At 70.6% G+C, this 25,946-nt stretch carries 24 protein-coding genes; 14 read left to right on the top strand and 10 right to left on the bottom strand.

Annotated elements, in window-relative coordinates; genetic code table 11:
* Positions 1-86: 86 nt before the first annotated feature.
* The gene (locus NOW55_RS09410; protein WP_256399842.1) at positions 87-1,232 is read left to right on the top strand and encodes an XdhC family protein; all 1,146 of its coding nucleotides are present in this window, start codon (positions 87-89) and stop codon (positions 1,230-1,232) included.
* Positions 1,233-1,340: 108 nt separating this feature from the next.
* Positions 1,341-2,342 (top strand): alcohol dehydrogenase catalytic domain-containing protein, encoded by a 1,002-nt coding sequence (locus tag NOW55_RS09405; RefSeq protein WP_256400402.1) that lies wholly within the window; start codon positions 1,341-1,343, stop codon positions 2,340-2,342.
* 9 nt (positions 2,343-2,351) lie between these two features.
* Here the strand turns inward: NOW55_RS09405 and NOW55_RS09400 are convergent, their stop codons facing one another.
* Both NOW55_RS09400 and NOW55_RS09395 read right to left on the bottom strand, forming a co-directional pair.
* The gene (locus tag NOW55_RS09400; RefSeq protein WP_256399841.1) at positions 2,352-2,966 is read right to left on the bottom strand and encodes a nucleotidyltransferase family protein; all 615 of its coding nucleotides are present in this window, start codon (positions 2,964-2,966) and stop codon (positions 2,352-2,354) included.
* 9 nt (positions 2,967-2,975) lie between these two features.
* On the bottom strand, positions 2,976-4,400 hold the full coding sequence (locus NOW55_RS09395) for a dihydroorotase (RefSeq protein WP_256399840.1): 1,425 nt from the start codon (positions 4,398-4,400) through the stop codon (positions 2,976-2,978).
* Between the two features lie 277 nt (positions 4,401-4,677).
* Between NOW55_RS09395 and NOW55_RS09390 the strand changes: the two genes are divergently transcribed.
* Both NOW55_RS09390 and NOW55_RS09385 read left to right on the top strand, forming a co-directional pair.
* Positions 4,678-5,229, top strand: a complete 552-nt coding sequence (locus NOW55_RS09390) for a (2Fe-2S)-binding protein (protein WP_256399839.1) — start codon at positions 4,678-4,680, stop codon at positions 5,227-5,229.
* Entirely contained in the window at positions 5,230-7,680 is a 2,451-nt protein-coding gene (locus tag NOW55_RS09385; RefSeq protein WP_256399838.1) for a xanthine dehydrogenase family protein molybdopterin-binding subunit, read from the top strand.
* A gap of 26 nt (positions 7,681-7,706) precedes the next feature.
* On the opposite strand, the gene NOW55_RS09380 is transcribed toward NOW55_RS09385, so the two are convergent.
* Complete coding sequence (locus NOW55_RS09380) at positions 7,707-9,059, bottom strand: FAD-dependent oxidoreductase (RefSeq protein ID WP_256399837.1); 1,353 nt, start codon at positions 9,057-9,059, stop codon at positions 7,707-7,709.
* Between the two features lie 135 nt (positions 9,060-9,194).
* Between NOW55_RS09380 and NOW55_RS09375 the strand changes: the two genes are divergently transcribed.
* Positions 9,195-9,563, top strand: coding sequence for a hypothetical protein (locus NOW55_RS09375; RefSeq protein ID WP_256399836.1), 369 nt, complete (start codon positions 9,195-9,197; stop codon positions 9,561-9,563).
* Positions 9,564-9,701: 138 nt separating this feature from the next.
* Positions 9,702-9,878, top strand: a complete 177-nt coding sequence (locus tag NOW55_RS09370) for a hypothetical protein (protein ID WP_256399835.1) — start codon at positions 9,702-9,704, stop codon at positions 9,876-9,878.
* Between the two features lies 1 nt (position 9,879).
* On the opposite strand, the gene NOW55_RS09365 is transcribed toward NOW55_RS09370, so the two are convergent.
* From NOW55_RS09365 to NOW55_RS09350, 4 genes are all read right to left on the bottom strand, one after another.
* A complete protein-coding gene (locus tag NOW55_RS09365; RefSeq protein WP_256399834.1) occupies positions 9,880-10,620 on the bottom strand; it encodes a class I SAM-dependent methyltransferase in 741 nt (246 codons plus the stop codon).
* 54 nt (positions 10,621-10,674) lie between these two features.
* Positions 10,675-11,322: a helix-turn-helix domain-containing protein gene (locus NOW55_RS09360; RefSeq protein WP_256399833.1), complete on the bottom strand. Its 648-nt coding sequence runs from the start codon at positions 11,320-11,322 to the stop codon at positions 10,675-10,677.
* Positions 11,323-11,387: 65 nt separating this feature from the next.
* A complete protein-coding gene (locus NOW55_RS09355) occupies positions 11,388-11,903 on the bottom strand; it encodes an SRPBCC family protein (protein WP_256399832.1) in 516 nt (171 codons plus the stop codon).
* Positions 11,900-12,805 (bottom strand): FAD binding domain-containing protein, encoded by a 906-nt coding sequence (locus NOW55_RS09350; RefSeq protein ID WP_256399831.1) that lies wholly within the window; start codon positions 12,803-12,805, stop codon positions 11,900-11,902. Before NOW55_RS09350 ends, NOW55_RS09355 begins: the two co-directional genes overlap by 4 nt.
* Before the next feature lie 154 nt (positions 12,806-12,959).
* On the opposite strand from NOW55_RS09350, the gene NOW55_RS09345 reads away from it, so the two are divergent.
* The 5 genes from NOW55_RS09345 (at position 12,960) to NOW55_RS09325 (ending at position 19,367) form a co-directional block, all read left to right on the top strand.
* On the top strand, positions 12,960-13,724 hold the full coding sequence (locus tag NOW55_RS09345; RefSeq protein ID WP_256399830.1) for a cyclase family protein: 765 nt from the start codon (positions 12,960-12,962) through the stop codon (positions 13,722-13,724).
* 6 nt (positions 13,725-13,730) lie between these two features.
* Positions 13,731-14,774, top strand: a complete 1,044-nt coding sequence (locus NOW55_RS09340; RefSeq protein WP_256399829.1) for an alcohol dehydrogenase catalytic domain-containing protein — start codon at positions 13,731-13,733, stop codon at positions 14,772-14,774.
* Positions 14,775-14,824: 50 nt separating this feature from the next.
* A complete protein-coding gene (locus NOW55_RS09335; protein ID WP_256399828.1) occupies positions 14,825-15,319 on the top strand; it encodes a metallophosphoesterase family protein in 495 nt (164 codons plus the stop codon).
* Between the two features lie 74 nt (positions 15,320-15,393).
* Positions 15,394-16,596 carry an MFS transporter gene (locus NOW55_RS09330; protein ID WP_256399827.1) on the top strand — a complete coding sequence of 401 codons (1,203 nt, stop codon included), beginning with the start codon at positions 15,394-15,396 and terminating at the stop codon, positions 16,594-16,596.
* Positions 16,597-16,670: 74 nt separating this feature from the next.
* The gene (locus NOW55_RS09325) at positions 16,671-19,367 is read left to right on the top strand and encodes a cation-translocating P-type ATPase (protein ID WP_256399826.1); all 2,697 of its coding nucleotides are present in this window, start codon (positions 16,671-16,673) and stop codon (positions 19,365-19,367) included.
* Here the strand turns inward: NOW55_RS09325 and NOW55_RS09320 are convergent.
* From NOW55_RS09320 to NOW55_RS09310, 3 genes are all read right to left on the bottom strand, one after another.
* Positions 19,345-19,926 (bottom strand): VIT1/CCC1 transporter family protein, encoded by a 582-nt coding sequence (locus NOW55_RS09320; protein ID WP_256399825.1) that lies wholly within the window; start codon positions 19,924-19,926, stop codon positions 19,345-19,347. The two genes, NOW55_RS09325 and NOW55_RS09320, sit on opposite strands and share 23 nt — an antisense overlap.
* A 2-nt stretch (positions 19,927-19,928) precedes the next feature.
* A complete protein-coding gene (locus NOW55_RS09315; RefSeq protein WP_256399824.1) occupies positions 19,929-20,216 on the bottom strand; it encodes a DUF211 domain-containing protein in 288 nt (95 codons plus the stop codon).
* A gap of 92 nt (positions 20,217-20,308) precedes the next feature.
* Positions 20,309-22,231 (bottom strand): CocE/NonD family hydrolase, encoded by a 1,923-nt coding sequence (locus NOW55_RS09310; RefSeq protein ID WP_256399823.1) that lies wholly within the window; start codon positions 22,229-22,231, stop codon positions 20,309-20,311.
* A 282-nt stretch (positions 22,232-22,513) separates the two neighbouring features.
* Between NOW55_RS09310 and NOW55_RS09305 the strand changes: the two genes are divergently transcribed.
* From NOW55_RS09305 to NOW55_RS09295, 3 genes are all read left to right on the top strand, one after another.
* The gene (locus NOW55_RS09305) at positions 22,514-24,130 is read left to right on the top strand and encodes a uracil-xanthine permease family protein (protein ID WP_256399822.1); all 1,617 of its coding nucleotides are present in this window, start codon (positions 22,514-22,516) and stop codon (positions 24,128-24,130) included.
* 104 nt (positions 24,131-24,234) lie between these two features.
* Complete coding sequence (locus tag NOW55_RS09300; RefSeq protein ID WP_256399821.1) at positions 24,235-24,654, top strand: hypothetical protein; 420 nt, start codon at positions 24,235-24,237, stop codon at positions 24,652-24,654.
* A 58-nt stretch (positions 24,655-24,712) separates the two neighbouring features.
* On the top strand, positions 24,713-25,939 hold the full coding sequence (locus NOW55_RS09295) for a molybdopterin molybdotransferase MoeA (RefSeq protein WP_256399820.1): 1,227 nt from the start codon (positions 24,713-24,715) through the stop codon (positions 25,937-25,939).
* The last annotated feature ends 7 nt before the right edge of the window (positions 25,940-25,946 follow it).

Raw genomic sequence — 25,946 nt, 5'->3', positions numbered from 1 at the left:
TGGGATTTGAAACGTCGGGTTGTCCTGCCGTGTGACAGCGGTTCCGTGGGAAAACGGCTAAACCGCCTCGACTGCTAGTCGATACCATGCACGACACCACGGCGGACCCCTGGAGTGCGACGGCACTCGACGTCCAGCGGCGGCTGTCGTCGCTCCGCGAATCGGGCGAGCCGGGCGCGGTGGCGACGGTGGTCGGCGTCGAGGGCTCGGCGTACCGCCGGCCGGGGGCGAAGATGGTACTGACACCCGAGGGCGACCACCTCGGCGGCATCACCGCCGGCTGTCTGGAGGGGCCGGTCGTCGACCTCGCGGGCCGCGTGTTCGAGTCCGGCGAACCGGTCATCGAGACGTTCGACCTGATGGACGACGACGAATGGGGGCTGGGGCTGGGCTGCAACGGCGTCATCGACGTGCTCGTCGAACCGGTCGACGACTCGTGGGACCCGGTACTCGCCGCGCTCGACGCGGGCGAGAGCGTCGCGACGGTCACCGCCGTGGACGGCGACGCACCGCTCGGCGCGCGCGCCGTCGTCCGCACCGACGGCTCGGTCACCGCGCCGTCGGACCGGACGGGCCTGCCCGACGCGGTCGTCGAGGCGATCCGCGACGAGGCGGTCGACTGCGCCGAGACGGGCACCTGGATCGCCCGCACCGTCACGACCGACGAGGGCGACGTGACGGTGTTCGTCGACGGCGTCGAGCCGGCACCGGAGATGCTCGTCTTCGGCGGCCAGCCCGACACCGGGCCGGTCTCGTCCCTCGCCCGACACGTCGGCTTCGCGGTGACCGTGGCGACCGCCCGCGGCGGCCACGCCGACCCGGAGCGGTTCCCCGCCGCAGACGAGGTGGTGTCGCTGCGGCCTGCGGACCTCGACGAGCACGTCGACGAGCGGACGGCGGTGGTGCTGATGAGCCACAACAAGCTCGACGACGAGCTCGCGCTCGCCTCGGTGCTGGAGACCGACGCGCCCTACGTCGGCCTGATGGGCCCCAGAGAGCGCTTCGAACAGATCCGCGAGGAGCTCGCCGCCGACGGCGTCGAGTTCACCGACGAACAGCTCGCCCGGGTCGCCACCCCGGTCGGCCTCGACGTCGGCGGCGGCGAGCCGGTCCAGATCGCCCTCAGCATCGTCAGCGAGGCGCTCGCCGTGCTGAACGGGCGCGGCGGCGGCCGGCTCCGCGACCGGGAGGGTGCCATCCACGGGGAACGGGAGATCATCGTCGACGACTGAGCTATCGGTTTCGTTACGTAAGTTCGTGTCCGGAATCACTGACGTAGCTGCGACCGTAACGTGTCGTCGATGACCAGTGACACGTCGACTGCCGACGGCGACGAGACGATGCGCGCGATGCAGGTGACCGAGGCCGGCGAGTTCGAACTCGTCGAGCGCCCAGTTCCAGCGCCCGACGCGGACGAGGTCCGCATCGCGGTCGCGGCCTGCGGCGTCTGTCGCGGCGACGGCCACGTCTGCGAGGGCGGGACAGCCCACGTCGACTATCCGCGGGTCCCGGGTCACGAGTTCGTCGGCTACATCGACGCCGTCGGTGAGCGCGTCACCGACTGGGACGAGCGCGACCGCGTCGGCGTCGGCTGGCACGGCGGCCACTGCTTCACCTGCGGGCCCTGCCGCGACGGCGAGTTCGTCCTCTGCGAGAACAAGCCCGTCACAGGGATGCACCGCGACGGCGGCTACGCCGAGTACGCAACCGCCAGCGCCTCGGCGCTGGCCACCATCCCCGAGGGGCCCGACGCCGCGACGACCGCGCCGCTGCTCTGTGCCGGGTTGACATCGTTCAACGCGCTCCGGAACGCCGACGTGCGCCCGGGCGACCTCGTCGCCGTCGTCGGTATCGGCGGGCTCGGCCACCTCGCGCTCCAGTACGCCCACGAGGCCGGCTTCGAGACGGTCGCGGTCTCCCGGGGAAGCGAGAAGCGCGAGACGGCCCTGGAACTCGGCGCGGCGCACTTCGTCGACAGCGAAGCGCAGGACCCGGCCGAGGCCCTCACCGAACTCGGCGGCGCGGACCTCGTGTTCGCCACCGCCCCCGCGAGCGACGCCATCGCCGCCGCCATCGACGGCCTCGGTCCGAACGGCGAGGTCCTCACCGTCGGTATCCCCGACGAACCAGTCCCCGTCGAGGTCGGGAGCCTCACGTCCACGCGGGGCAGCTTCTCGGGCTGGGCGTCGGGCACCCCGAGCGACGCCGAGGACACCGTCGCCTTCGGCGCGCGTCGCGGTATCGAGACCACCGTCGAGACGTTCGACCTCGCCGACGCGGAGGCAGCCTACCGGGCGATGGACTCCGGCGAGGTTCGGTATCGGGCCGTCGTCCTGCCGTAGGGTGGCACGTCAGTCCTCGCAGCGCTCGGCCAGTTCGCGCAGGTCCGCCTCGGTGTCGACGTCGCGGTGGATACCGGGGTCGTCGACCGCCACGCGCTCGACCGGATGCACGTCGAACAGCGCCCGGCCCCCGGTGTCGCCCGACACGTCCTGCAAGGCGGCGAAGTGTGCCGCCCCGAACAGCACCGGATTACCGCGTCGGCCGTCGTACGTCGGGACGACGATGTCGGCGTCCGTCCCGGGGTCGCGGCTGCGGTACGCTGCGACCAGCGCGTCCACGGTTCCGGGGGCGACACAGGGCATGTCGCCGAGCGCGAAGACGGCCGCAGTAGCGCCACGTTCGGCCGCCGCCCGTGCGCCCCGGCTGACCGTCGTCGCCTGTCCCTCGACGTAGTCCGGGTTGTGGACGGTGTCGACTTCGGGTGGCAACGCCGCCGCGACGCGCTCGCGTTCGTGCCCGAGCACCGCGACGACGCCGTCGAGATCCGCGTCGAGGAGCGTCCGGGCTGCGTGGCGGACCAGTGGCTCGCCGTCGAGGTCGGCCAGCAGCTTCTGCTCGTCGTCGAAGCGCGAGCCCGTGCCCGCCGCGAGGAGGATGCCGACGACGGGCCGGTCGGTGGGCACGCTACCGGCTCACTCCAGTTCGACGCCGCTGTCGCCGCGGTGGAGGTAGTTCCGGCCGCCCGGTTCGACCTGCAGCTCGTCGTCCTCCACGACGACCTCGCCGCCGACGACGGTGTGGGTCGGCAGCCCGGTCAGCTCCATCCCGTGCATCGTGGAGTAGCGCGGCTCCATCGTGTGGTAGAAGTCGTCGTCGACGACCTTCGACTTCTCCATGTCGACGACGACCATGTCGGCGTCGCTCCCCTCGACGAGCGCGCCCTTCCGGGGGTAGAGGCCCCACCGCTTCGCGTTGTTCTCGGCGCAGATCTCGACGAGGCGCTCCATGCTGATGCGGTTCCGGTTCACGCCCTCGCTCATCATCACCGGCAGGAAGTACTCGATGCCGTTGTTGTCGCCGGGGATGGCGTCCCAGATGTCGCCGTGCTTGCCGGTGTCCTTCTCCTTGAACTCGATCTTGTGCGGGCAGTGGTCGGTCCCGAGGTACTCGACGGTGCCCTCCCGGAGCCCCTCCCAGAGACGTTTCTTGCTCCACTCGCCCCGGAGCGGGGGCGAGATCTTGCCCCACACACCCAGCTCCTCCTCGTCTTTCGTGTGGGTGAGGAACGCCGGCAGCGTCTCCGCGTGGAGGTTCACACCCCGCTCCTGGAAGCGCTTGCAGATGTCGACACCCTCACCCGTGGACATGTGGACGATGTACGCCCGGGAGTCGGTCAGCTCGGTCATGTGTCCGATCTGCTCGATCTGCATGAACTCGCAGACGTTCGGCGCCGACTCCGACCACGAGGGGAGGTCGTTGTACCCCTCCTCCTGCAACTCCTGACGGCGCTCGTAGGCGATGTCCTCGTTCTCGGCGTGGAACATCACGACGCCCCCCGGGATGTCGGCCACCTGCGACAGCAGGTTGTACACCCGGCCCGCGTCGGAGTGTTCGATGCCCAGCTCGGGCGATGCGTGCTTGTACCAGTTGAAGAATATCTTGAAAGAGCGGATGCCCTCCTCGGCGAGGCCCTCTATCTCCTCGAAGTGGTGGTCCTTGTGGATGATGGCGTGGTACGCGAAGTCGATGTAGGAGTTCTCCGCGCCCGCCTGCCGGAAGAACTCCATGTCGGGCAGGTAGCGCTCGGGCTGGAGCAGGAAGTTCACGACGGTCGTGACGCCGCCGTGGACCGCGCCCCGTGTCTCCGTCTCGAAGTCGTGTTCGAGCCCCTCGTGGTACTCGAACTCGTAGCGCGACAGTCCCCAGTGGACGTGCGGGTCGATGAAGCCGGGGATGAGGTAGTTCCCCTCGGCGTCGATGGTCCTGTCCGCGTCGGGCAGCGAGGCGTCGCCGCCGACCGCCGTTATCGTGCCGTCCGTCGCGGCGACGCCGCCGTGGATGGTCCCCGAGGGCGTCACGACGCGGGCGTTGTGGATGCAGAGATCTGCTCGTGCCATGGTACCAAAAGACAAAACCGGGGGACTTAGAGCTATCCCAGCGCCCGGGCCGTCGCGTGGCCGACGACGTGACGACGACAACCGACGCACTGAACTGCGATAGGCGACGCCGCGGCGGTCTCAGCCCTCCGTTCACCGGCTCCCGCAGACGCGTCCCCCGCGTCGTCCAGGCGCGGCGACACGTCCTGAGTGGCCCCTCACCGCGTCACGAGATGCTTTCACCCCGAACCACGGCAAGGCTTAAGGTCGAATCGCCGAAAGTACGGTGGTATCTACCATGAGTATCGAGGACACGCCTCACGCTGAGGGGCGCCCGACGCGCGAGATCTCCGTGACCGTCAACGGCGAGGAGGTGACCCGGGAGGTCGAGCCACGACTGAAGCTCTCCGACTTCCTTCGCAACGAGTGCGACCTGCGCGGCGTCCGCGTCGGCTGCGAGCACGGTGTCTGCGGTGCCTGCACCGTCTCGCTCGACGGCGACACGGTCAAGAGCTGTCTGCTGTACGCGGTGCAGGCCGAGGACCTCGCGGTCGAGACGGTCGAGGGGCTCGCCGAGGACGGGCAGCTCCACCCCATCCAGGAGGCGTTCCACGAGGAGCACGCGCTCCAGTGTGGCTTCTGTACCAGCGGCTTCGTCATGGCGACGAAGTCCCTGCTCGAGGAGAATCCCGACCCCGAGCGCGACGAGATAAAGGAGGGCCTCGCGGACAACATCTGTCGCTGCACCGGTTACCAGAACATCTACCGCGCGGTCGACCGCGCCGCCGACAAGCTCTCCGACGACATCGAGGCCGTCCGGACCGGCGCTGACGGCGAGGAGGGGGCGTAGATGTCCGAGTCAGAACCGCAGACAGGCCACGAGGCCGGGGACGAACTGGAGGGGAGGTCCTTCACCGGGCAGAGCGTCCGCCGGTTCGAGGACCGCCGCATCCTCACCGGCGAGGCCGAGTACATCCACGACGTGACGCCGCCGGGCTGCCTGGAGATGGCCATCGTCCGGAGCGTCCACGCCCACGCGAACATCGTCGACGTGGACACGAGTGCCGCCGAGGACCACCCCGACTGCGAGCTCGTGCTCACCATCGAGGACCTGCAGGAGTCGTACAACCCACAGCCCTGCGGACTGGAGGGGTACGAGGAGTGGTCCCTGGCGGACGGGAAGGCCCGCTTCGTCGGCGAGCCCATCGCCGTCGTCGTCGCCGCGGACCGCTACCTCGCCGAGGACATGGCCGACCTCGTGAACGTGGAGTACGAGACGCTCGACCCGGTCGTCGACGGGATGGACGCACGGGAGTCCGACACCCTCGTCCACGAGGACGCGGGGACGAACGTCGCCGACAACGAGCGTATCGCGTTCGGCGACCCCGACGGTGCGTTCGCGGACGCCGACCACGTCGTCGAGGGGACCTACGAGTGGGGGCGCGTCTCCGGCGTCCCCCTGGAGACGGCGGGCGTCGTCGCCCAGTACGACGAGGACGGCGACAGCTTCCACATCGACTGCAACATCCAGCTGCACACGCTCGTCGACGACACCGTCTACGAGACGCTCGGACGGCCCGCCGACCGCGTCGAGCTGAACGTCCCCGCCGACGTGGGCGGGAGCTTCGGGACGAAGATCGCCATCCACCGCTACTGCAACCTCGCCGCGATGGCGGCCGAGCAGCTCGGCCGGCCCGTCAAGTTCGTCGAGGACCGCATCGAGAACCTGCAGGGCGGGGACATGCACTGCTCCGAGCGCACCTACGAGATGCGCCTCGCCTGCGACGACGACGGCACCATGCGCGGGCTGGACGTCTGGTTCGTCGACGACTTCGGCGCGTGGCCGCACTACCCGGTCAACCAGGTGCTCAAGCCGCTGTCGGTGCTGACGAACTCCTACGCCATCGACGACGTCGTCTACGAGTACGACCTCGTGCTGACGAACAAGACCGCACAGACCGCCTACCGCGGCTTCGGCGTCGACCCGCACCAGTACGCCCTGGAGATGCTGGTCGACGACGCCGCGCGCGAACTCGACATCGACCCGACCGAGTTCCGCCGCCGCAACCTCGTCACGCCCGACCAGCTGCCGTACCGCATCCCCTCGGGGAACATCTACGACTCCGGCGACTACCCCGGCGCGATGGACCGGATGGACGAGATACTGGACGAGAACGAGCGCTGCGAGGGCGGCCTGCTCGACCCCGAGACCGTCGAGCAGCGCCGCGAGGAGGGGTTCTACCGGGGCACCCAGACAGCGGTCCTCATCGAGCCCGGCGTCTCCGGCTCGGACTGGACCGACCGCCAGCGCACCGACGACGAGACCATCCAGAACCGGAGCCGGGAGGACGTCGCCGAGCTTCCGGAACACCTCCGCGCCGAGGTGAAACCCGACGGCACGGTGCTCGCGTGGCTCGCCACCGACAGCTCCGGGCAGGGCCACCAGACGCTCGTCGCCCAGCTGCTCGCCGACGAGCTCGGACTCCTGCCGAGCGACATCGAGGTGGACTACCTCGACAGCGTCGAGGCCCCGACCGAGTACGGCAGCGCCGCCTCCCGGATGGCCGTGATGCTCTCGGGCGCGAGCGTCGGCGTCGGCCGGCAGCTGCGCGACGCGCTCGCGGAACTCGCTGCCGACCACTGGGGCGTCGACCGCGAGGCCGTCTCCTACCGCGACGGTCGGGTCGAACGGAGCGGCACCGACGACTCGCTCTCGCTGGCCGAACTCGCCGAGCTGGACGACGAGGCCCGGACCCACGTCAGCTACGACTACGAGCACCCCGCGACCGGCTTCCCGGAGTTCGACGACGCGCTGACCCACAAGTACCCGGTGTACCCGACCGCCGCCTACGCCGTCAACGCGCCCATCGTCGAGGTGGACGTGGAGACGGGCGAGGTGGAGGTGCTGAAGTTCTACACGCTCCGGGACTGCGGGACGATGCTGAACCCGATGATCGTCGAGGGGCAGGCCCACGGCGGCATCGCGCAGGGCCTCGGCGCGGCGCTCATGGAGGAGTTCGGCTACGACCAGGGCTCCGGCCAGCCGCAGGCGATCACGATGTTCGACTACCTGCTCCCGTCGACGAAGAACATGCCCGACATCGAGATGGAGCACACCAGCCACCCGTCGCCGTTCACCGAGACCGGCGCGAAGGGCGTCGGCGAGGGCGGGATGATAGACGCTCCCGCGGCCATCGCCTGCTCCATCAACGACGCGCTGGAGCCCCTGGGCGTGACCGCCGACAAACTGCCGTTCACGGCCCACCGGGCGCGGAAGCGGCTGCGAGAGGCCGAGGAGTAGGGGGCGACGCGCGGTCGACTTTCTCGTTATTGCGGCGACAGCACGCGCGCGACGACGCCCGGCCTGAGCAGCGAGGTCGGCGGCTCCTCCATCGTCACGACCCGGCCGTAGGCGTCGGCGACGATGCCGTCGTCCTGCGCGGTCCGGACCAGTCGTGCGAGGTAGCGCGCGAACAGCGATTCGACCACCGACTGCGAGCCCTCCGTCGCGTCGTAGGCGAGGTCCGAGCCGACGGCCATCGTCCACGCCACGTCGACCACCTCGCTCGCACGGCCAAAGAAGCGCGGCCCGAGCCCGTCGAGCCCGCCGTCGGCGAGCGCGTGGTGGAGGACGAGTGCTTCGAGCGACGCGACCGACATCCCCTGTCCGTAGACCGGGTTGAAGCTCGCCACCGCGTCGCCGACGACGACCAGGCCCTCGGGGAACCGGTCTAACTCCTCGTAGTAGCGCCGCCGGTTCGACGGGAACGGGTAGCGCTCGACGCCGTCGCTCACCCAGTCGCGCTCGTCGAGCAGCCGCGCGAGGTGGTCGACCGGCAAGCTCGCGGCGAACTCGCGCAGGCCCGCCGGGTCCGTCGGCGGGTCGTCGCCGTGGACGCCCTGCAGCGTGACGAGCCAGCGGTCGCCCTCGACGGGGAACGCGCCGCCACCCCGGGTCCGGGGCGGCGTCGGCGGCACGAAGAACGCGCGCCGGTCCCCGGCCGGCCGGTCGACGACCGCCGTGGCGTAGCGGACGTCCACCGTCACCTCCTCCTCGGGCGGGCGTTCGTAGCCGTGCTCGGTGAGCCACGCCGGTGTCCGGGACGTGCGGCCCGTCGCGTCGACCACGAGGTCGGCCGGGAGCGTGCTGGTCGCGTCCGAGCCACCGGACTCGACGACCACACCGTCGACCCGTCTCCCGTCGTCGGCGAGGTGGTAGTCGACGAACCGGGACTCGGGGCGGAGCCGGACGCCCTCGACCGCGGCGAGGCATCGACGGGTGACGGCCTCGAACAGCGGCCGGCTCGCCGCGTACATCGGCCGTCGTGTCGGTCCGGGCTCGAGATAGTCGCCCGCCTCGTAGTGGACGAGGTCGTGCGTCCAGTCGATGACCAGCCCGCCGCCCGCCAGCAGTTCCTCCGCGAATCCCGGGAACAGGTCGGCCAGCGTCGCCCGCCCGGCTTCCAGCAGCACGTGCGGCTGGTGGCCCTGCGGCACGCCCCGGCGGGTGACCGGGTCGTCCGCGAGCGGGTCGCGGTCGAGGACGGTCACGCGGTCGAACGCGTCCGCGAGGGTCCGCGCGGCGACCAGTCCGGCCATGCTCGCGCCCACGACGACGGCGTGGTCGCCCTGTCGGGACACCGCCGACTCGCCGTAGCGCGGCACGTTCGCCAGCGTCATCTGCTCGGGGCGACGGCTGGCTCCGGGTATAGTGTTACGGAACGGCGCAGCGCCGGCCCCGACCGCCCTGCTGCGAGGTGAAACAGGTATCGACCCGGGACAAAGCACTTGCCGCGACCTGCCGCAACACGGCACATGTCCCTCCACAGACGACGGTTCCTCCAGTCGGCGTCCGTCGGGCTGGTCGGGACCATCGCGGGCTGTACCGTCACGTCGAACGGCTCACCCGACACCGCCGGCCCCGTCGACACGACCAGCGAACCCGGCTCCACCGGGACGACCGGTGCCCCCGACTACGGCCCGCTCAGGTTCCGCGCCGACATCGTCGAGCAGGCGTCGCCCGACGTACCGGCCCGTGCCGCGTTCCGCGTCGAGAACGCCGGGTCCACGGACGTCGTCACCCGACCCGGCGGCCACGGTGCCGCCCCGTTCGAGTACCTCGAACCGCTCGCCGGCGACCCCGGCGAGTTCCTGCTGCTCCCGACCTCGTCGAGAGGCGTCTAGCTCCACCGTGGCGAACCGACGAGACGGGACGGCTGCTGGCGGATAGTCGACGCCGACGGCACGGCCTACCAGAGCCGGATCTCGACCTCGGTCCCGGTCGAGGTCCCCGCCGGCGCATCGCGCACGGTTCGACACGGGGTGTACTACCACGGCCCGACCGCCGGCTGTCCCACGGCCGGCGAGTACCGGACCGACGTCTCGGTCGAGTACGGTCGCGACGACGGTGACGGCTACGTGGGCTCGCCCACGCACCGGGAACTGACGTGTGTCCTCCGGGTCGGTCAGGACGGCGAACTCTCGCTCTCGCTGTCCTGACTCACTCGCGAGCGTCGGGGTCGATGGCCGGCTCGGCGTCCTCGGCACCCGCCAGCCTCGACCCGGCGGGCTCGCTCGCCTTCCTCGCCACGGCGACGTAGTTCGTCCCGAGCGCGAACGTCTCGACCAGCTCTACGTCCGCGAACGCCCGCTCCAGCTCGTCGAGGACGCTCTCCTCCCGGTTCCAGTTCCCGATGACGCGGTAGCAGCCGTACACCAGCGGGTTCAGGAGTCTGGCGACTCCCGACGGTGCCAGCCGGATGTCGTACACCGCGAAGCTCGCACCCGGCGCGAGGGCGTCGTGGACGTTCTCGACGACGGCCCGCACGTCGGGCATCGCGCTCACGGCGGTCGTCGCCAGCGCGCCGTCGAACCGCTCGGCGGCGACCGGGAGCGCCGTCGCGTCGGCGCGAAGCGTCTCGACGTTCTCCCAGCCGTGCTCCTCGATGCGCTCGGCCGCGCCGGCCAGCATCCCCGGGCTGTAGTCGACGCCGAGGACGGAGCCGTCCGGACCGACCGCCTCGCGGAGCAGCTCGAAGTTCGCCCCCCGGCCGCAGCCGATGTCGATGACGGCGTCGCCCCGCTCCAGGTCGAGCTGTGCGACGGCGTCGCGTCGCACCTCGACGGTGTCCTGCTCGTAGAACGACCACAGCCGCTCGCGCGAGCTCCAGAAGTCCCACTTGCGACGGCTGCGCTCCACGCTGCTCCGGTGCTCGCCCGACGGCGTCGTGGGTTCGGCCATACGCTAGCTCGGTGCGCCGGGAGGACCGGCCTTCCCCCGATAGCTATCGTGTCTTTATACGTCGCCGCCGAGCACCTCGCCGACGGCGTGGGCCTCGGCCCGCCGGAGGAGCTCCGACGCGGTCGAGACAGCGCAGTCGAGTTCGTCGGCGACGGCCTCCATGCCGTTGCGCCGCGGCACCTCGTAGTAGCCCAGCTCCCAGGCCGCCCGGAGCGCGTCCTGCTGGCGCGACGAGACGGCCGTGTCGTGGGCGGTCACGCCATCGCTCACCCGACGGACGTCGACGGTGACCGCGTCGGGGAACGAGTCGAGGACGGCCCGGAGGTCCTCGCCGTGACCGACGAGCGTCAGGGTCATCGTCCGGTCGGACCGGAACTCGATGGGCGGCACCACGACGACGGTGTCCTGTGCGATGGCGTCGAGCAGCGACTGCCCCTCCGGGCCGAGCGCCTGGCGGACGTAGACGAAGCAGCCGTCCTCGGTGGGCGTGATGTCGTACTCCTGGACGGCCTCGCGGTCGGCCAGCAGCGCCTCGTACGCGTCGGGCTCGCCGTAGACGAACGAGCTGACCGTCTCGACGCCGTCGACGGACTGGCCGCCGAGGACGACCTCCCGGTCGAGGGCGGGTGACTCACAGAGCCCGCGGTGCATCGGCGTGAGCGCCGGCTCGGCGTACTGGAGCACGACGGACATCGACTTCATCGACCGAGAGACGGAGCCCGAGGGTCGAAAAGACACCGGCCGCGGTTCGTCGTCCCGGCGCGAACTCACTCGTCGGCGTCGACCTCGACCACCGGCTCGGCGTCCTCGGCCCCCTCCAGCTTCGACTCGGCGGGCTCGCCGGACTCGGCGGCCGCCTGGAGGTCGTCGAAGAAGTTGTTGACGAGGCGGGTCGTGACGCCCCCGAGCGCGCGCTGGCCGAGGCTGGCGATGAGCCCGGAGACCTCCGCGCTCGCGTTCCACGTCGCGAGCGTCCCACCTTCGTCGGTGGGCTGGAGGTCCATGTGCGCGGCCGTCTCGAACGCGTTCCGGCTGGAGTTCCCCACGGCGCTCATCCGCAGGGTCGACGGTTTCGTCGCCTCGACGACGGTCACGTCCACGTCGAACGTTGGGCTGACGCTGCCGACCTTCACGGACATCACGGCCTCGAGGTCAGACGGCGAGTTCAGCTTCAGCTCCTTCATCCCCGGTGCGCAGTCCGCGATGACGTCGGGGTCGGTGAAGTACGGCCACAGCTCCTCGGGCGGCATGTCGAGCTCGAACTCGCCCTCGAACTCGATCATGCGGCCTCACCTCCCGCGCCGCGGGCCCCGTCGTATGCTGTCTCGAGCGCCCGCCGGCTGTACTCCGCCGCCACGTCGAGCTTGAACTCGCGGTCGGCGTGCATCTCCTCGGACGGGTCGGCGGCCTCGCGGGCCGCTTCGCCCGCCTCGTCGAGCGTCGCCTCCGAGAGCGGTTCGCCCTCGACGGCGGCCTCGGCGTCGGGCACGTGCAGCGGAACGTCCGCCGCGTTCGCGAGTGCGAGCCTGGCGTCCTCGACTGTGGGGTCGTCGGCGTCGGGGTCGTCGACGCGGACCGACGCCCCGGCCGAGATGGTCGGCCACGTCTGGGCGGCGCGCTTCAGCTCGTCGAAGGCCATCCCGGTGCGTTCGGGCGGGAACGGCTCCCGTGGCACCGACACCGACTCGATGAGCTCCTCCTCGGCCATGTCGGTGAACATGTACGCGATGAAGAAGTCGCGGGCGGCGACGGTCCGGGTGCCGTCCGGCCCCCGGAGCGTGATGTCCCCGTCGAGGGCGACCAGCACGGCCGGGTAGTTGCCCGCCGGGTCGGCCTCGCCGATGCTCCCGCCGAGGGTGCCGCGGTTGCGGACGCTCGGGCCCGCGATCTGCTCGGCGGCATGGGGCAGCATCGGGACGTGCTCGGCGAGCTGTGTCGACTGTGAGATCGTACGGTGTGTCGTGAGCGCGCCGACGCGGACCGCGTCGTCCTCGACCTCGACGAAGTCGAGCTCGTCGACGCGGCTCAGATCGACGATGTTCGCGGGCGTCGCCAGCCGGTTCGACATCACGATGCCGAGCGACTGGTTACCTGCCATGAACTCTGCCTCCTCCAGCTCGGTCGCGAGTTCGACTGCCTCCGCGGCCGAGGTGGGACGATGGTACTGGAACTGAGCTGGCTTCATTGTGGCTGTTGTGACTGACCGACGCGGCCGGTGTTCGACGAACGATACCCAGTAACACGGGAAGACGGCCTATTAAATCTTGGCGTGTGTGAGCACGTCCCTTGCCGCGATTCGCGGCGAACCTTCATTACCCCCCGCCGTGTGGTTCAATGCCATGCTCGACGGCTACGAGATGCACGACCTGACGCAGCCATGGTCGCAGGACACACCGGCCTGGCCCACGTACGACAACCCGAAGATCTGGTACGAGAAGAGCCTGGACACCGAGAAGGTCAACGGCCAGAAGATCGAGTTCATGAACCACACGGGGACCCACCTCGACGGCGAGAAGCACTTCATCGCCCACGGCCGGGACATCGAGTCGATGCCCCTGGATGAGCTGGTGGGTGACGCCGTCGTCGCCGACATCTCCGACAAGGTCGGCGACTACGACGTCTACACCAGCGAGATGATAGAGGACGTGTGCGACGTGCGCGAGGGCGACATCCTGTTCATCCACACCGGCTACCAGAAGTACGCCTGGCACCGCGAGGAGGCCGACCCGCACGCGTTCTTCTGCAAGCACCCCGGCCCGAACATGGAGTTCGCGGAGTGGTGCCGCGACATGGACCTGAACTACCTCATCCTCGACTGCGGGAGCGCGGACCACCCGATGAACACGGTCATCCGCGACGTGCGCCCCGAGCTCGCCCGCGAGGCCCGCAGGAAGCACGGCGTCGACGACCTCGACGAGATATTCCCGCCCGAGGGCTACCAGCTCATGCACACCGAGCTGTTCCCGGAGGGCATCGTCCACGTCGAGAACGCGCAGGTGCCCGCGGAGCTGCTGAACGAGCGCTGCCAGATCGGGACGTTCCCGTGGCGGTTCCGCGGGGGCGAGTCCTCGGTGTCCCGCGTCGTCGCCTTCACCGAGGCCTGAACGGCCATGCCGAGCCAGCGCGCGGTCGTCCTCGACGAGTGGGGTGGCGAGCTCGCGGTCGAGACGGTCGACCGACCCGAGCCGGCCCCCGGCGAGGTAAGGGTCGACGTGCGCGCCTGCGGCGTCAACCGGACCATCGAGAACGCCGTCCAGGGCGGCCTCTCGGACGACCCCGGGCTCACGCCGCGAATCCCCGGCCACGAGTTCGCGGGCGTCGTCGACGCTGTCGGCGACGGCGTCGACCCCGACCGGGTCGGCGAACACGTGCTGGCGTACTTCTACCTGACCTGCAACGAGTGCGACGCCTGCCGTCGCGGCGACACCAACCAGTGCACCGACTTCGGCGGCTGGTTCGGCGTGAACCGCGACGGTGCGTACGCAGAGACCGCCGTCCTCCCGGCCGAGAACGCGCTCCCGCTCCCCGACGGCGCGAGCTTCGCCGCGGGCGCGGTCGCGGCCGACGGCGTCGCCACGCCAATCCACGTCTGCGACCGCGCCGACGTGCGCGACGACGACACTGTCCTCGTCATCGGCGGGGCGGGACGCATCGGCTACCACCTCGCGCAGGTCGCCGGGCTCCGGGGCGCACACGTCCTCGCGGCCGACGTGACCGACGACCGGCTCGCCCACGCCGAGACGGCGGGCGAGCACGTCACCGCGGTCGACGCCCGGGGGGACAACTTCGCCGAGGCACTCGTTGCGGCGACGCCCCACGGCGACGGCCCGACGGTCGTCGTCGACACGGTCGGCGACCTCGACACCCTGTACGACGCCTGGGACGCACTCGCGATGGGCGGCCGCGTCGTCTCGCTGACCACCCACCACGACCGCGCCTTCGACGCGCCGATGAAGGCGTACGTCGTGAAGGAAGCCGCCTTCATCGGCTCCCGGTACGCGACCCGCGACGAGGTCGTCCGCGCCGCGCGGCTCGTCGCCGACGGCCGCGTCGACGCCGACGCCGGCGAGTCGCTCTCGCTCGACGAGGTTCCCGACTACCACCGGCGGCTCCGGGCCGGCGAGACGAGCGGGACCGGCGTGCTGGTGCCGTAGCCCCCACCGCCTGCCGAACGCTTTTCACGCTCACCGTCGCCGTGAGTGACATGCAGGTCGCCATCATCTCGGATTCCCACATCCCGGACCGCGAGGCGGAGATCCCCGACGAGTTCGAGGACCGAATCGCCGCCGCCGACCACGTCGTCCACGCCGGAGACTTCACGAGCACCGGGACCCTCGCCCACGTCCGCGAGCTCGCGACCGAGCTGACCGCCGTCCACGGGAACATGGCCGCGCCGGACATCGACCTTCCCTCCGTCGCATCGGTCGAACTCGGCGGCGTGACGTTCGTCGTGACACACGGTACCGTCCGGTCGCTGGAGGCGTGGTACGAAACCATCGCCGAGGCCACACAGGAGCACGCCGAGGAGCCACGCGTCGGTATCGGCGGCCACACCCACCGGCTGGACGACGAGGTCCACGACGGCGTGCGCGTCCTCAACCCGGGCTCGGTGACCGGCGCGGACCCCGCGACCGCGGCGACGATGCTCACCGCCGCGGTCGACGACGGGGAGGTCGACGTGACCGTCCACGAGCGCTGAGGGGCCGCGAGTGGGTGGCTCCGTCCCCCCGCTCCGCCGGAACGTCCTTGTCCCTCCACCGAGCATCGGCGTCCGTGAGCGACGCATCGACCGGCGAGACGGCCGCCGACGCGACAGCCCCAGCCACCCTCCACGGCGGTCTCCCTCGTCGTGCCATCCTCGTCCTCGGAACGGGCCTGTTCGGCCTCGGGCTGACCGTCGGGGGCTACGGCGCGGTCGTCCCGGTGCTGGTCGCGGGCGGCGTCCCGGCCGACGTGGCGGGGGCCGGCACCAGCGCGTTCCTGCTCGGACAGGCGGTCGCCGTGCTCCCGGCGGACCGGCTGACCCGGCGGTACGCGCCCCGGAGCGTCGCCGCTCTTGGACTCCTTCTCGCGGCCGTCGGCGCGGCGCTGCTCGCGAGCACGACCGTCGCTGCCGTGCTGGCCTCCCGTGCCCTCGTCGGCCTCGGCCAGGGCGTGGCGTTCGTCGCGGCGATGACCCACGTCGGCCGCCTGACCACCGGCGACGACACCGCGACCGCACAGGGGCTGCTCGGCGCGGGCTTCACGCTGGGGTTCGCGGTCGGACTCGCGGCAGGCCCGGACGCAATCGCCCGGTTCGGGACCCTCGAACCGGCGGTCGCGTCGGCCGTCGTCGTCGCGGTCGGCGGGGCCGGCGCGCTCGCCCTCGGCCGGGCCACCTCATCGTGGGGCGTGCCGTCGGTCGGGTCGTACCTCCGGGCGCTCCGAGCACCCGTGGCGGCGACGCTCGCGCTCGGCAACGCCGCCACGTTCGGCTTCCTCGTCGTCGCCGGCACGTGGTACGCCGACCTGCTGGCCGACGCCGCCGTCCCGGCGACCGCCGTCCTCGTCGGCTTCGCGCTCGCGACCGTCGCCGGGCGCGCACTCGGCGGCGTGCTCGCCGCCCGGGTGGGCGACGCCGCCACGGTCGGCTGGTCGCTCGTCGGACAGACCGCCGTCCTCGGCGGGACCGCGGCGGCCGTCGCGGCGGACCGACCCGTCCTCGTCGCCGCCGGCGTCGTGCTCACCGGACTCGGCTTCGGCGTCCCGTTCGGCCCGCTCTTCGCGCTCGCGTTCACCGAGATCGCGCCCGACCCGGGCGTCACGCTCGTCGGGATGCTCGTCGTCGGCAACCTCGCCGCGCTCGGCTACCCGTGGCTCGTCGGTCGCACGCTGGTCGCCACGGGGACGTTCGCGGTCGGGCTCGGCGCGATGGCGGCCACGGTCGGGGGCGTCGCGCTCGTGTGGACGCGCACGGTCGGGCTGTCGCGGAGCTGACGCGTTATTCGAGCCGGCGGTACCGGCGACACTAACGCTAACTTCCCGGCCCACGTCACCTCGACCCGACACCGATGGCGTGGCACACCGAGGACGTCGAGGCGGTGTTCGAGGAGCTCGACTCGTCACCCGACGGGCTCGACCCGGACGAGGCGGCCCAGCGGCTCGAGGAGCACGGGCCGAACGAGATACAGACCGAGGCGGCCCGCGGGCCGCTGCGGGTGTTCCTCGCGCAGTTCACCAGCGCGCTCATCTGGGTGCTGATCGCGGCCGCGGCACTCTCGCTCCTCGTCGGCCACGCCGTCGACGCCATCCTCATCGCCATCATCCTGCTCGCGAACGGTATCTTCGGCTTCGTCCAGGAGTACCGCGCGGAGCAGAGCCTCGAGGCGCTCCGGGAACTCTCCGCGCCCGAGGTCACCGTCAGGCGCGGGGGCGAACAGCGGACCGTCCTGGCGACCGAACTCGTGCCGGGCGACGTGGTCGTCCTCGGCGAGGGCGACGTGGTGACCGCCGACGCGCGCGTCGTCGAGGCCCACTCCATCGAGGTCGACGAGGCCGCACTCACCGGCGAGAGCGTCCCCGTCTCGAAGTCGACCGGGACCCTCCCCGCGGAGACGCCGCTCGCCGAGCGGACGAACACCGTCTACCGGGGGACGAGCGTCACCCGGGGGCGCGCCGAGGTGGTCGTCGTCGGGACCGGGATGGAGACCGAGATGGGTGCTATCGCGACCGAACTGCTCACCGCGGAGGAGACCCAGACGCCGCTCCAGCGCAGCCTCGACGCGCTCGGCCGCCGGCTCGGCGTCGGCGTCATCGCGCTCGCGGCCATCGTCATCCCCGTGCTCGTCTACGGCGGCACGTCGTGGGTGCAGGCCGGGCTGACCGGCGTCTCGCTCGCCGTCGCCGCCATCCCCGAGGGCCTGCCCGCCATCGTCACGCTGACGCTCGCGCTCGGGGTGCGCAAGATGGCCGAGGAGAACGCGCTCGTCCGCACGCTGCCGGCGGTCGAGGCGCTCGGTGCGGTCGAGGTCGTCTGCACGGACAAGACCGGCACGCTCACCGAGGGCGAGATGCGCGTCCAGACCGGCTGGGTGTACGACGAGACGGTCGACCTCGGTGAGGGGTCGGGCAGTGGCGGGGACGAAACCGCCGACCCGGCCGCGAGCGACGGCGGCGAGGTGCCCGACACCGCCGAACCGGTCGACGCCGCCGAGACGGGCGACCGGGTTGGCCTCCTGCTAGAGATCGGCGCGCTCTGCAACGACGCGACGACCGAGGACGGCGACCCGACCGAGCGGGCGCTCGTCGCCGCCGCCGCCGACCACGGCATCGACGTCGAGGCGCTCCGCGGCGAGCGCGAGCGCGTCGACGAGGTCCCGTTCTCGTCCGAGCGCAAGCGCATGGCGACCGTCCACGACGACGTGGTGTACGTCAAGGGTGCACCCGGCGTCGTCCTCGAACGCTCGTCCCGTATCCTCACCGACGACGGCCCCGTCGAGCTCGACGAGGCGACCAGGGAGCGCGTCGGCGAGCAGGTCGAGACGTTCGCAGACGACGCGCTCCGCGTGCTCGCGTTCGCCTACAGGGAGCGGGGCGACGACGGCGACGACGGCGACATCGAGGAGAACCTCGTCTTCGTCGGTCTCCAGGGGCTGATGGACCCGCCACGCAGGGAGGTCCACGACGCCATCGCCGACACCCACCGTGCCGGCATCGGCGTGAAGATGATAACCGGCGACAACGCGGTCACGGCGGGCGCGGTCGCCCGCGAGGTCGGCATCGAGTCCGACGTGATGACCGGGAGCGAGGTCGCGGCACTCTCCGACGAGGAGCTCCGGGAGCGGGTCCAGAAAACCCACGTGTTCGCCCGCGCCGAGCCCGTCCACAAGGTACGCATCCTCAAGGCGCTGCAGGCGTCGGGCTACTCCGTCGCGATGACCGGCGACGGCGTCAACGACGCGCCGGCGCTGAAGAACGCCGACGTGGGCATCGCGATGGGCATCCGTGGCACCGACGTGGCGAAGCAGGCCAGCGACATCGTCCTGCTCGACGACAACTACGCGACCATCCGCACCGCCATCGAGCGCGGGCGGAAGATCTTCGACAACGTCTGGAAGTTCGTCGCGTACCTGCTGAGCGCGAACGCCGCCGAGGTCGCGCTCGTGTTCATCGCCTCGCTGTTCGGCTACCTCGTGCTCCCGGCGGTCCAGCTGCTCTGGATCAACCTGCTCACCGACGGACTGCCCGCGCTCGCACTCGGGACCGACCCCGCCGGCGACGTGATGGACCGCGAGCCGCGCAACCGCGACGCCGGCATCATCGACCGCGAGATGCTCACGTTCATCGGCGGCGCGGGCCTCGTCGTCACCGTCGTCATGCTCGGCCTGCTCGTCTACGTGCTCGACGGCGCGGCCAGCGTGACGCCGTACGCGATGACGATGGTGTTCACCGGCTTCGTCGTCTTCGAGTTCCTGAAGCTGTACGTCGTCCGCTGGTCGCGGGACACGCCGCTCGTCTCGAACCGGTGGCTCGCGCTCGCCGTCGGCGCCTCGCTCGTACTCCACCTGTCGGTGCTGTACACGCCCCTCTCCGCGTACTTCGGCACCGTCGCGCTCACCCTGGGCGACTGGGGAGTCCTCGGCACGGCGCTGCTGGTCGGGCTCGGCCCGATGCTCGCCGTCGGCTGGTTCGTGAAACGCCACACCGGCCACCACGAGGACGGCGGTGGCGACGACGAGACGGAGCTCAGCCCGGGAGCAGCAGGTTGATGGCGGCGACGACGAGCCCCGCCAGCCCCATCCGGGCCGCCGAGACGTACCAGGGGTGCCCCGAGATGGAGCCCATGTACGCGCCGAACGTCGAGAGCACGCCGACGCCGAGGGCGACGCCGACGATGGCGGCCTCAACCATGCTGAACAGCGACCCCTCGAACAGGAACGGCGAGAGCGGGACGAGGACGCCGAGCAGCGGGCCGAGCCCGCTCGCGACGGCGTGGAACAGTCGCGCGCCGCTCTGCTCGCGCTGGATGCGCGTGTCGTCGAGGTCGGTGAGCATCGCCCGCTCCAGCCGCCTGATCTCGGCGCTCGTCTCGGCGCGCTCGATCTCCCAGACGCTCCAGACGGCCGACGTGGTGAGCCCGATGGCCGCGCCGAGCCCGATCTTCACGACCGTGATGCCGTCGGGGACCCCGGTCAGCACCGCGCCGACGACGATGCCGACGCTCGTCAGCGTCCCGTCGAAGCCGTTCGAGATGAAGTACCGGCGCGCGATAGAGCGGACGTCCTCCTTGCCGAGCAGGCGCAGGAGACGCTGGTAGATCGAGGGCACGGTCAGTCCTGCGGCGTCTTGCGGTCCTCGACGACCCGTTCCCCGCAGGCGACCTCGTCGACCGAGTGCACCGTCCCGCCGAGATTCTCGACCGTCGCCTGGACCGCGTCGAAGTCGACCGAGACCCCCTCGAACGTGAGCTTGACGTTCTGGACCTCCCTGTCGAGCTCGACGAGCGACGACGTGACGCCGTCGACGTCGTCCAGGTCCGAGAGCTGTTGCGTGAACTCGACGAGCGGTGGCTCGTGCGGTTTCAGGACGTCGATGACGAGGCGACGGACGGGAGCCATAGGAGCACGTTCTGGGGCCGAGGGCAAAAGCGTGGCCTCGATTCCGGCCGTGTGGGAGTCGCCGAGGACGGCCGGTCTCCTCGCCGACGGCCTCACTCCGTCGGCTGCACCGGCAGTTCGATGTGCGTCGGGTTGTCGACCTCGTGGAAGACGGTGTTCTCGGCGACACGCCTCTCGTCGCCGCCGTACAGCGGCCCGCCGGTGTTGTGGTTCACGTCGAAGCGCGGCCAGTTCGAGGAGGAGACGTCGAGCCGGATGCGGTGACCCGCCTCGAACCGGTTCGCGGTGTCGTACGGCTCCATGTAGAACTCGTACACCTCGCTGGCGTCGAGCAGGTCCGGCTCGTCGCGGTAGCCCCGGTAGCGCCCGCGGCAGATGGAGTCCGAGAGGTTGAGCGCGTAGCCGCCCGGATAGTCATCGCTCGCCGGGTACTCGTCGATGAGCTTCGCGGTGAAGTCCGTGTCGGGGCCGTCGGTCGCCCCGAAGACGCGGACCCGGATGGGGCCGGCTATCTCGACGGGTTCCTCCAGCGGCTGCGTCCGGAACACCTGCACGTCGTCGCGGTCCGCGAGGGGGCCGTATGGCTCGCTCGCGCCGAAGGTCCCCTCGTGGGTCCGCTGGTCGTAGCCGCCCCGCCCCGCGAAGTCGATGATGTTCCGGTCGCCGAGCGGGTACGCGCCGACGGGTTCGTCGCGGGGCTCGTAGGTGAGGTACGAGGAGGTGTTGCCGCCGATGGTCGGCACCGGGTCGTCGGGGTCGAACTCGTAGGTCGTCGCCGAGTCGGTGGCGGTCGGGGCCTCGGTCGAGAGGCTGCCGTCGCCGTGCGCGTAGAACCTCGTCATCTCCGTGCCCGCGGGCGGCCATTCCTCGGCGCTGCGCCACTCGCCGCCGTGGAACAGGTTGCCAGCCTCCGTCCTGTGCCCGTCGCCGGTGCCCATCAGGAAGTACTCGACGCGCGGGTGGTCCCAGGAGTCCTCGCCGCGGAGGTAGTGGTCGAAGAACCGCTTGCGCGTCTCGCGGTACTTCCGGGTCGCGTTCTCGCCGAACGCGAGGTCGCCGGCGGTCGGATGCTCCCACGTCAGCGGCGGGAACAGCAGCTGCTCGCTGTGGTCGTGACCGCCGGGGAGGCGCGCGAGGTGGGTCCACGGCCCCATCAGCAGGTAGTGGTCCGCGTCCTTCCGGTCGGCGAGCCCGACGAAGTTGTCGCAGGTCGCGCCCGTGTAGGAGTCGTACCAGCCGCCGGAGTAGACGGTGGGCACGTCGGCGCTCCGGTCGTAGTGGCGCTCGAAGTCGACGCCGGGGTTCTGCCAGAGGTCGTCGCTCGCGCTGCCCGTCTCCATGATGTCGAACGCCCACTCCTCGTAGCCGGGGAGGGTGGCGAGGGCCGTCTCGCCGCGCTCGACGGGACCGTCCTTCAGCACCTCGCGGAAGTCCACGTCCGCGAACACCTGCTGCACGTCGGGGTCGGCGAGGGATGCGTGGGCGAAGCCCGCGCCGAGGGTGAACGCCCAGGAGAGCCAGCGCTGCTCGAACGCGCCGTTGTGCCGGAACGTCTTCTCCCGGCCGTTGGCAGCGCCCATGTTGACGAACATCCCGGCGAGGCCGTCGGGGTCCTGCGTGGCGAGCGCGCTCTGGACCCACGCGCCGTAGGAGGTGCCGAGCGTGGCGACCTGCCCGTCGCAGTAGTCCCGCTCGGCGAGCCACTCGACGGTGTCAGCGCCGTCCGTGGCCTCGTTGACGTGGATGTAGAACTCGCCCTCGCTGTCGAACCGGCCGCGCACGTCCTGGATGGCGATGACGTAGCCCCGGGAGGCGTACCACTCGCCGTGGCGGGTGCGTCCGCCGGTCTTGTCGTACGGCGTCCGGTCGAGGATGACCGGCCGCGGGTCGTCGATTGGCTCGTGGGTGTCGGGGTCGGCGGGCCGGTAGATGTCCGTGGCGAGTCTGGTGCCGTCCCGCGTCTCGATCATGACGTTCAGGTCGGCGTGGACGGCGTAGCGCGGTTCGTCTGTCATACACCCACACACCGCCACGGAGCGCAAATAGCTTGCCCCGCCGTCGTTCCAGCGAGCCGAGAATCGCGGCCACGTCCGGCGCGTCGGCCACCCACTCGCCCGGGGGCTAACTGGTTCGGGTGTCGTCGTGTCGAGCACGAGGACTAACCGCGTGATACCGCCTCTGACCCCGGTCGAAGGACCAATTTCCCCGACGAAGCGACGACAGTTTTAATTATGATGTTTTTGATTGAAGGGGTATAGTGTGGCAGGTGGACAAGTGACACACTATCGGAGGCACGCATGAGTAACGAAGATAACACGGACGACGTGGACGAACCCCCGATTCCCGAGGAGGCGCGAGCCGCCGCGGGCGGGGCGGAACAGTCCGATTTCGTCGAGTACGGAATCGAAGACAAACCACCCTTGTTGGAGTCCATCTTCCTCGGGTTCCAACACTACCTGACCATGGTCGGCGCGACCATCGCCATTCCGCTTGTACTCGCGGGCGCGATGGGAATGCCGGCCGACGTGACCGCGAAACTCATCGGGACGTTCTTCGTGGTCTCCGGCGTCGCAACCCTGGCACAGACCACACTCGGAAACCGCTACCCGCTCGTACAGGGCGGGACGTTCTCGATGCTCGCACCCGCACTCGCCATCATCGGCGTCATCGCCAGCAGCGGCGGCGGCTGGGAGACGATGATACTGGAGCTACAGGGGGCGGTCATCGTGGCCGGTATCGCCGAGATATTCATCGGATACCTCGGCATCATGGGCTGGCTCAAGCGGCACATGGGCCCCATCGTCATCGCTCCGGTCATCGCCCTCATCGGGCTGGCGCTGTTCAGCGTCCCGCAGATCACCTCGGCTACGCAGAACTGGTGGCTGCTCGGCCTGACGGTGCTGCTGATCGTCCTGTTCTCGCAGTACCTCAACAACTACAACCGGGCATTCCGGCTGTTCCCGGTCCTGCTCGCACTCGTCGCGGCGTGGCTCGTCGCGGCCGTGCTGTCGTTCACCGGCATCTACGCGGCCGGGACGGCCGGCTACATCAACTTCGACACGGTGGCTAACGCCGACCCCATCCTCGCCATCTACCCGCTGCAGTGGGGGATGCCGCAGTTCACCGGCTCGTTCATCATCGGCATGTTCGCCGGGATGCTCGCGTCGGTCATCGAGAGCTTCGGTGACTACCACTCCGTCGCCCGCATGGCCGGCAAGGGTGCACCCAACGCCCAGCGCGTCAACCACGGCATCGGCATGGAGGGCATCGGCAACACGTTCGCCGGCCTTATGGGGACCGGCAACGGCTCGACCTCGTACACGGAGAACGTCGGTGCAATCGGTATCACCGGCGTCGCCTCCCGGTACGTCGTCCAGATCGGTGCCATCGTGATGCTCTTCGTCGGCTTCGTCGGCTACTTCGGCCAGCTGGTCGCGACCATCCCGAACCCCATCGTCGGGGGGCTGTTCCTGGCGATGTTCGGGCAGATCGCGGCGGTCGGCCTCTCGCAGCTGAAGTTCGTCGACCTCGACAAGAACCGGAACGTGTTCATCATCGGCATCGCGCTGTTCGCCGGGCTCGCCATCCCGGCGTACATGGGCAACGTCGGTGGTGCCAGTGCGTTCCAGACCGGGCTGGCGGGCGAGTTCCCGTTCACCCTGCTCGAAGGCGTCGAGGTGGCTGGCGTCTCGCCGCTGGGCATCATCGCGACGACGACGTTCGTCATCGGCAGCACCGGCATGGCCGTCGGGGGCATCGTCGCGTTCGTCCTCGACAACACCATCCCCGGCACCCGCGAGGAGCGCGGGCTGACGACCTGGGAGGACATCACCGAAGACGCGGACGACTTCAAACCGTTCTGGGAGCGCATGGGCGACGGCGACGACGAGCGCCCCGCACCCGGCGGCGACTGACCGCGACCGTTCGCACAGCCACACCCCTTCTTTCGACATCGTCCCGCCAGCGACAGCCCGCCCCACCGCAACAGTCAGGGGGCTGGGGGTCACGAGAGGGGAACGTGCAAGCGTCGGAGTTAGAGGCGAACCTCGAATACAGGGGACAGCTACGCGACGGCGGCTGGGTCGGCGTCACGCCGGACAGGCTCGCCGTCGTCCACCGGAACGAGGACCCGGTGTACGTCGAGTTCGACCAGATTGCGACCATCCGGGTCGAGCCGCTCGACTGGTTCCTCGTCATCATGAGCCTCGCGCTCGTCGGCTTCGGCCTCTTCTCCATCCCGCGGAACCTGCTCGCCGGGGTCGGCTTCTGCGTCGCCGGCGGTATCAGCCTCTACTTCACCTACGGCCGTCGCGACCGGGTCCGCATCACGGCCGAAGGGAAAGCGGACGACCTCACCATCTACCCCGAGGACGTGGAGGCGCTGAAGGATGCGCTCGATCCCTACGTCGAGGGCTCGGCGGGCTGGAACCGCACCTGACCGGACCGTCGCGCCCGTCGTGCCAACCGTTAACACGAACGGGGGCGAACCCGCCGACATGACCGACGACCTCCTCTCGCGCGACCGGGCCGTGGAGCACGTGCTGTCGCTGCGGGCCGACTCCCTCCAAGACCGTGCGACCGACTCCGTCACGCCCGACGCCGTCGCCGGCAGGACCCTCGCCGAGACCGTCGACGCACCCGCCGACGTGCCGCCACACGACTACGCGACGATGGACGGCTTCGCCTTCGACGCGGCCGACGACTACCCGCTCACCGTCGTCGGGGAGCGGGTGACCCCGGACGACGAGCCGCCCGAACTCGGGTCGGGCGAAGCGGTCCGAATCGCCACGGGCGCGCCGCTGCCCGAGGGTGCGACCGTCGTCGTCAAGCGCGAGGACACGACCGACACCGATGGAGAACTCCACGGTCCCGACCTCCCGCCGGGCACACACGTCTACGAGCGCGGGAGCACCGTCCGGGCCGGCGAGCAAGTGTTCGCCGCCGGCGAGCGCCTCTCGCCGAAGGACGCCGTGCTGCTGGACGACCTCGGTGTCGAGACGGTCGTGGTCCGGGAACGCGCGAGCGTCGGCGTCGTCGCGACCGGCACGGAGATCCACGAGGGGAGCCAGCCCGACCGCGACTCGAACATGCTCCTCGCCCTCGCCCGGTCGTGGGGCCATGACGCGACACACGCCGGAACCGCCCCCGACGAACCCGACGCGGTGCGGACGCTCCTGACTGACGCGGCCGAGACCCACGACGTCGTCGTCTCGACGGGCGGGACGAGCGTCGGCCACGGCGACCACGTCGTCGAGACCCTCGCCGACCTCGGCGAACTCGTCGTCCACGGCGTCGCCCTGCGGCCCGGCAAGCCCGTGACCGTCGCCCGCCTCCCCGAACAGGACGCCGTCGCGGTCGCACTGCCCGGCAAGCCGGTCGCCGCCCACACCACCGCCTGTCTCGTCGCGCGGCCGCTGTTCACCGGCTCGGCGTCGCTCCCAACGCTCGCGGCGACGGCGACGGTCGCCCTCGACGTGCCCGAGACGGACGCCATCGGCGGCGAGGGGGTCGAGTACGCCGTCCCGGTCAGGCTCGACGCCGGCCGTGCGACGCCGCTGGGGCACCCGGACTCCGGGCTCGCCATCTACGACCGGACGTTCGACCCGAGCGTGCTGGCGTCGTCCACGCGGGCGACCCGCGCCGACGGGCTCGTGCTCACGCGGGAGGGCTTCGCGGTGGACGAGACGGTCGCCGTGGTGCCGTACGAGGCGCTGGAGGCCTGACGCGAGC

Source organism: Haloarchaeobius litoreus (assembly GCF_024495425.1).
Classification (GTDB): domain Archaea; phylum Halobacteriota; class Halobacteria; order Halobacteriales; family Natrialbaceae; genus Haloarchaeobius; species Haloarchaeobius litoreus.
This window is presented reverse-complemented; position numbering and strand designations above follow the sequence as displayed.

Coding starts and splice junctions, on each gene's coding strand:
- NOW55_RS09385 (WP_256399838.1), top strand. CDS start 5,230: ATGTCCGAGTCAGAACCGCAGACAGGCCACGAGGCCGGGGACGAACTG.
- NOW55_RS09305 (WP_256399822.1), top strand. CDS start 22,514: ATGAGTAACGAAGATAACACGGACGACGTGGACGAACCCCCGATTCCC.
- NOW55_RS09375 (WP_256399836.1), top strand. CDS start 9,195: ATGTCCCTCCACAGACGACGGTTCCTCCAGTCGGCGTCCGTCGGGCTG.
- NOW55_RS09295 (WP_256399820.1), top strand. CDS start 24,713: ATGACCGACGACCTCCTCTCGCGCGACCGGGCCGTGGAGCACGTGCTG.
- NOW55_RS09360 (WP_256399833.1), bottom strand. CDS start 11,322: ATGAAGTCGATGTCCGTCGTGCTCCAGTACGCCGAGCCGGCGCTCACG.
- NOW55_RS09335 (WP_256399828.1), top strand. CDS start 14,825: ATGCAGGTCGCCATCATCTCGGATTCCCACATCCCGGACCGCGAGGCG.
- NOW55_RS09325 (WP_256399826.1), top strand. CDS start 16,671: ATGGCGTGGCACACCGAGGACGTCGAGGCGGTGTTCGAGGAGCTCGAC.
- NOW55_RS09310 (WP_256399823.1), bottom strand. CDS start 22,231: ATGACAGACGAACCGCGCTACGCCGTCCACGCCGACCTGAACGTCATG.
- NOW55_RS09355 (WP_256399832.1), bottom strand. CDS start 11,903: ATGATCGAGTTCGAGGGCGAGTTCGAGCTCGACATGCCGCCCGAGGAG.
- NOW55_RS09405 (WP_256400402.1), top strand. CDS start 1,341: ATGCGCGCGATGCAGGTGACCGAGGCCGGCGAGTTCGAACTCGTCGAG.
- NOW55_RS09410 (WP_256399842.1), top strand. CDS start 87: ATGCACGACACCACGGCGGACCCCTGGAGTGCGACGGCACTCGACGTC.
- NOW55_RS09390 (WP_256399839.1), top strand. CDS start 4,678: ATGAGTATCGAGGACACGCCTCACGCTGAGGGGCGCCCGACGCGCGAG.
- NOW55_RS09345 (WP_256399830.1), top strand. CDS start 12,960: ATGCTCGACGGCTACGAGATGCACGACCTGACGCAGCCATGGTCGCAG.
- NOW55_RS09350 (WP_256399831.1), bottom strand. CDS start 12,805: ATGAAGCCAGCTCAGTTCCAGTACCATCGTCCCACCTCGGCCGCGGAG.
- NOW55_RS09340 (WP_256399829.1), top strand. CDS start 13,731: ATGCCGAGCCAGCGCGCGGTCGTCCTCGACGAGTGGGGTGGCGAGCTC.
- NOW55_RS09395 (WP_256399840.1), bottom strand. CDS start 4,400: ATGGCACGAGCAGATCTCTGCATCCACAACGCCCGCGTCGTGACGCCC.
- NOW55_RS09315 (WP_256399824.1), bottom strand. CDS start 20,216: ATGGCTCCCGTCCGTCGCCTCGTCATCGACGTCCTGAAACCGCACGAG.
- NOW55_RS09380 (WP_256399837.1), bottom strand. CDS start 9,059: ATGACGCTGGCGAACGTGCCGCGCTACGGCGAGTCGGCGGTGTCCCGA.
- NOW55_RS09365 (WP_256399834.1), bottom strand. CDS start 10,620: ATGGCCGAACCCACGACGCCGTCGGGCGAGCACCGGAGCAGCGTGGAG.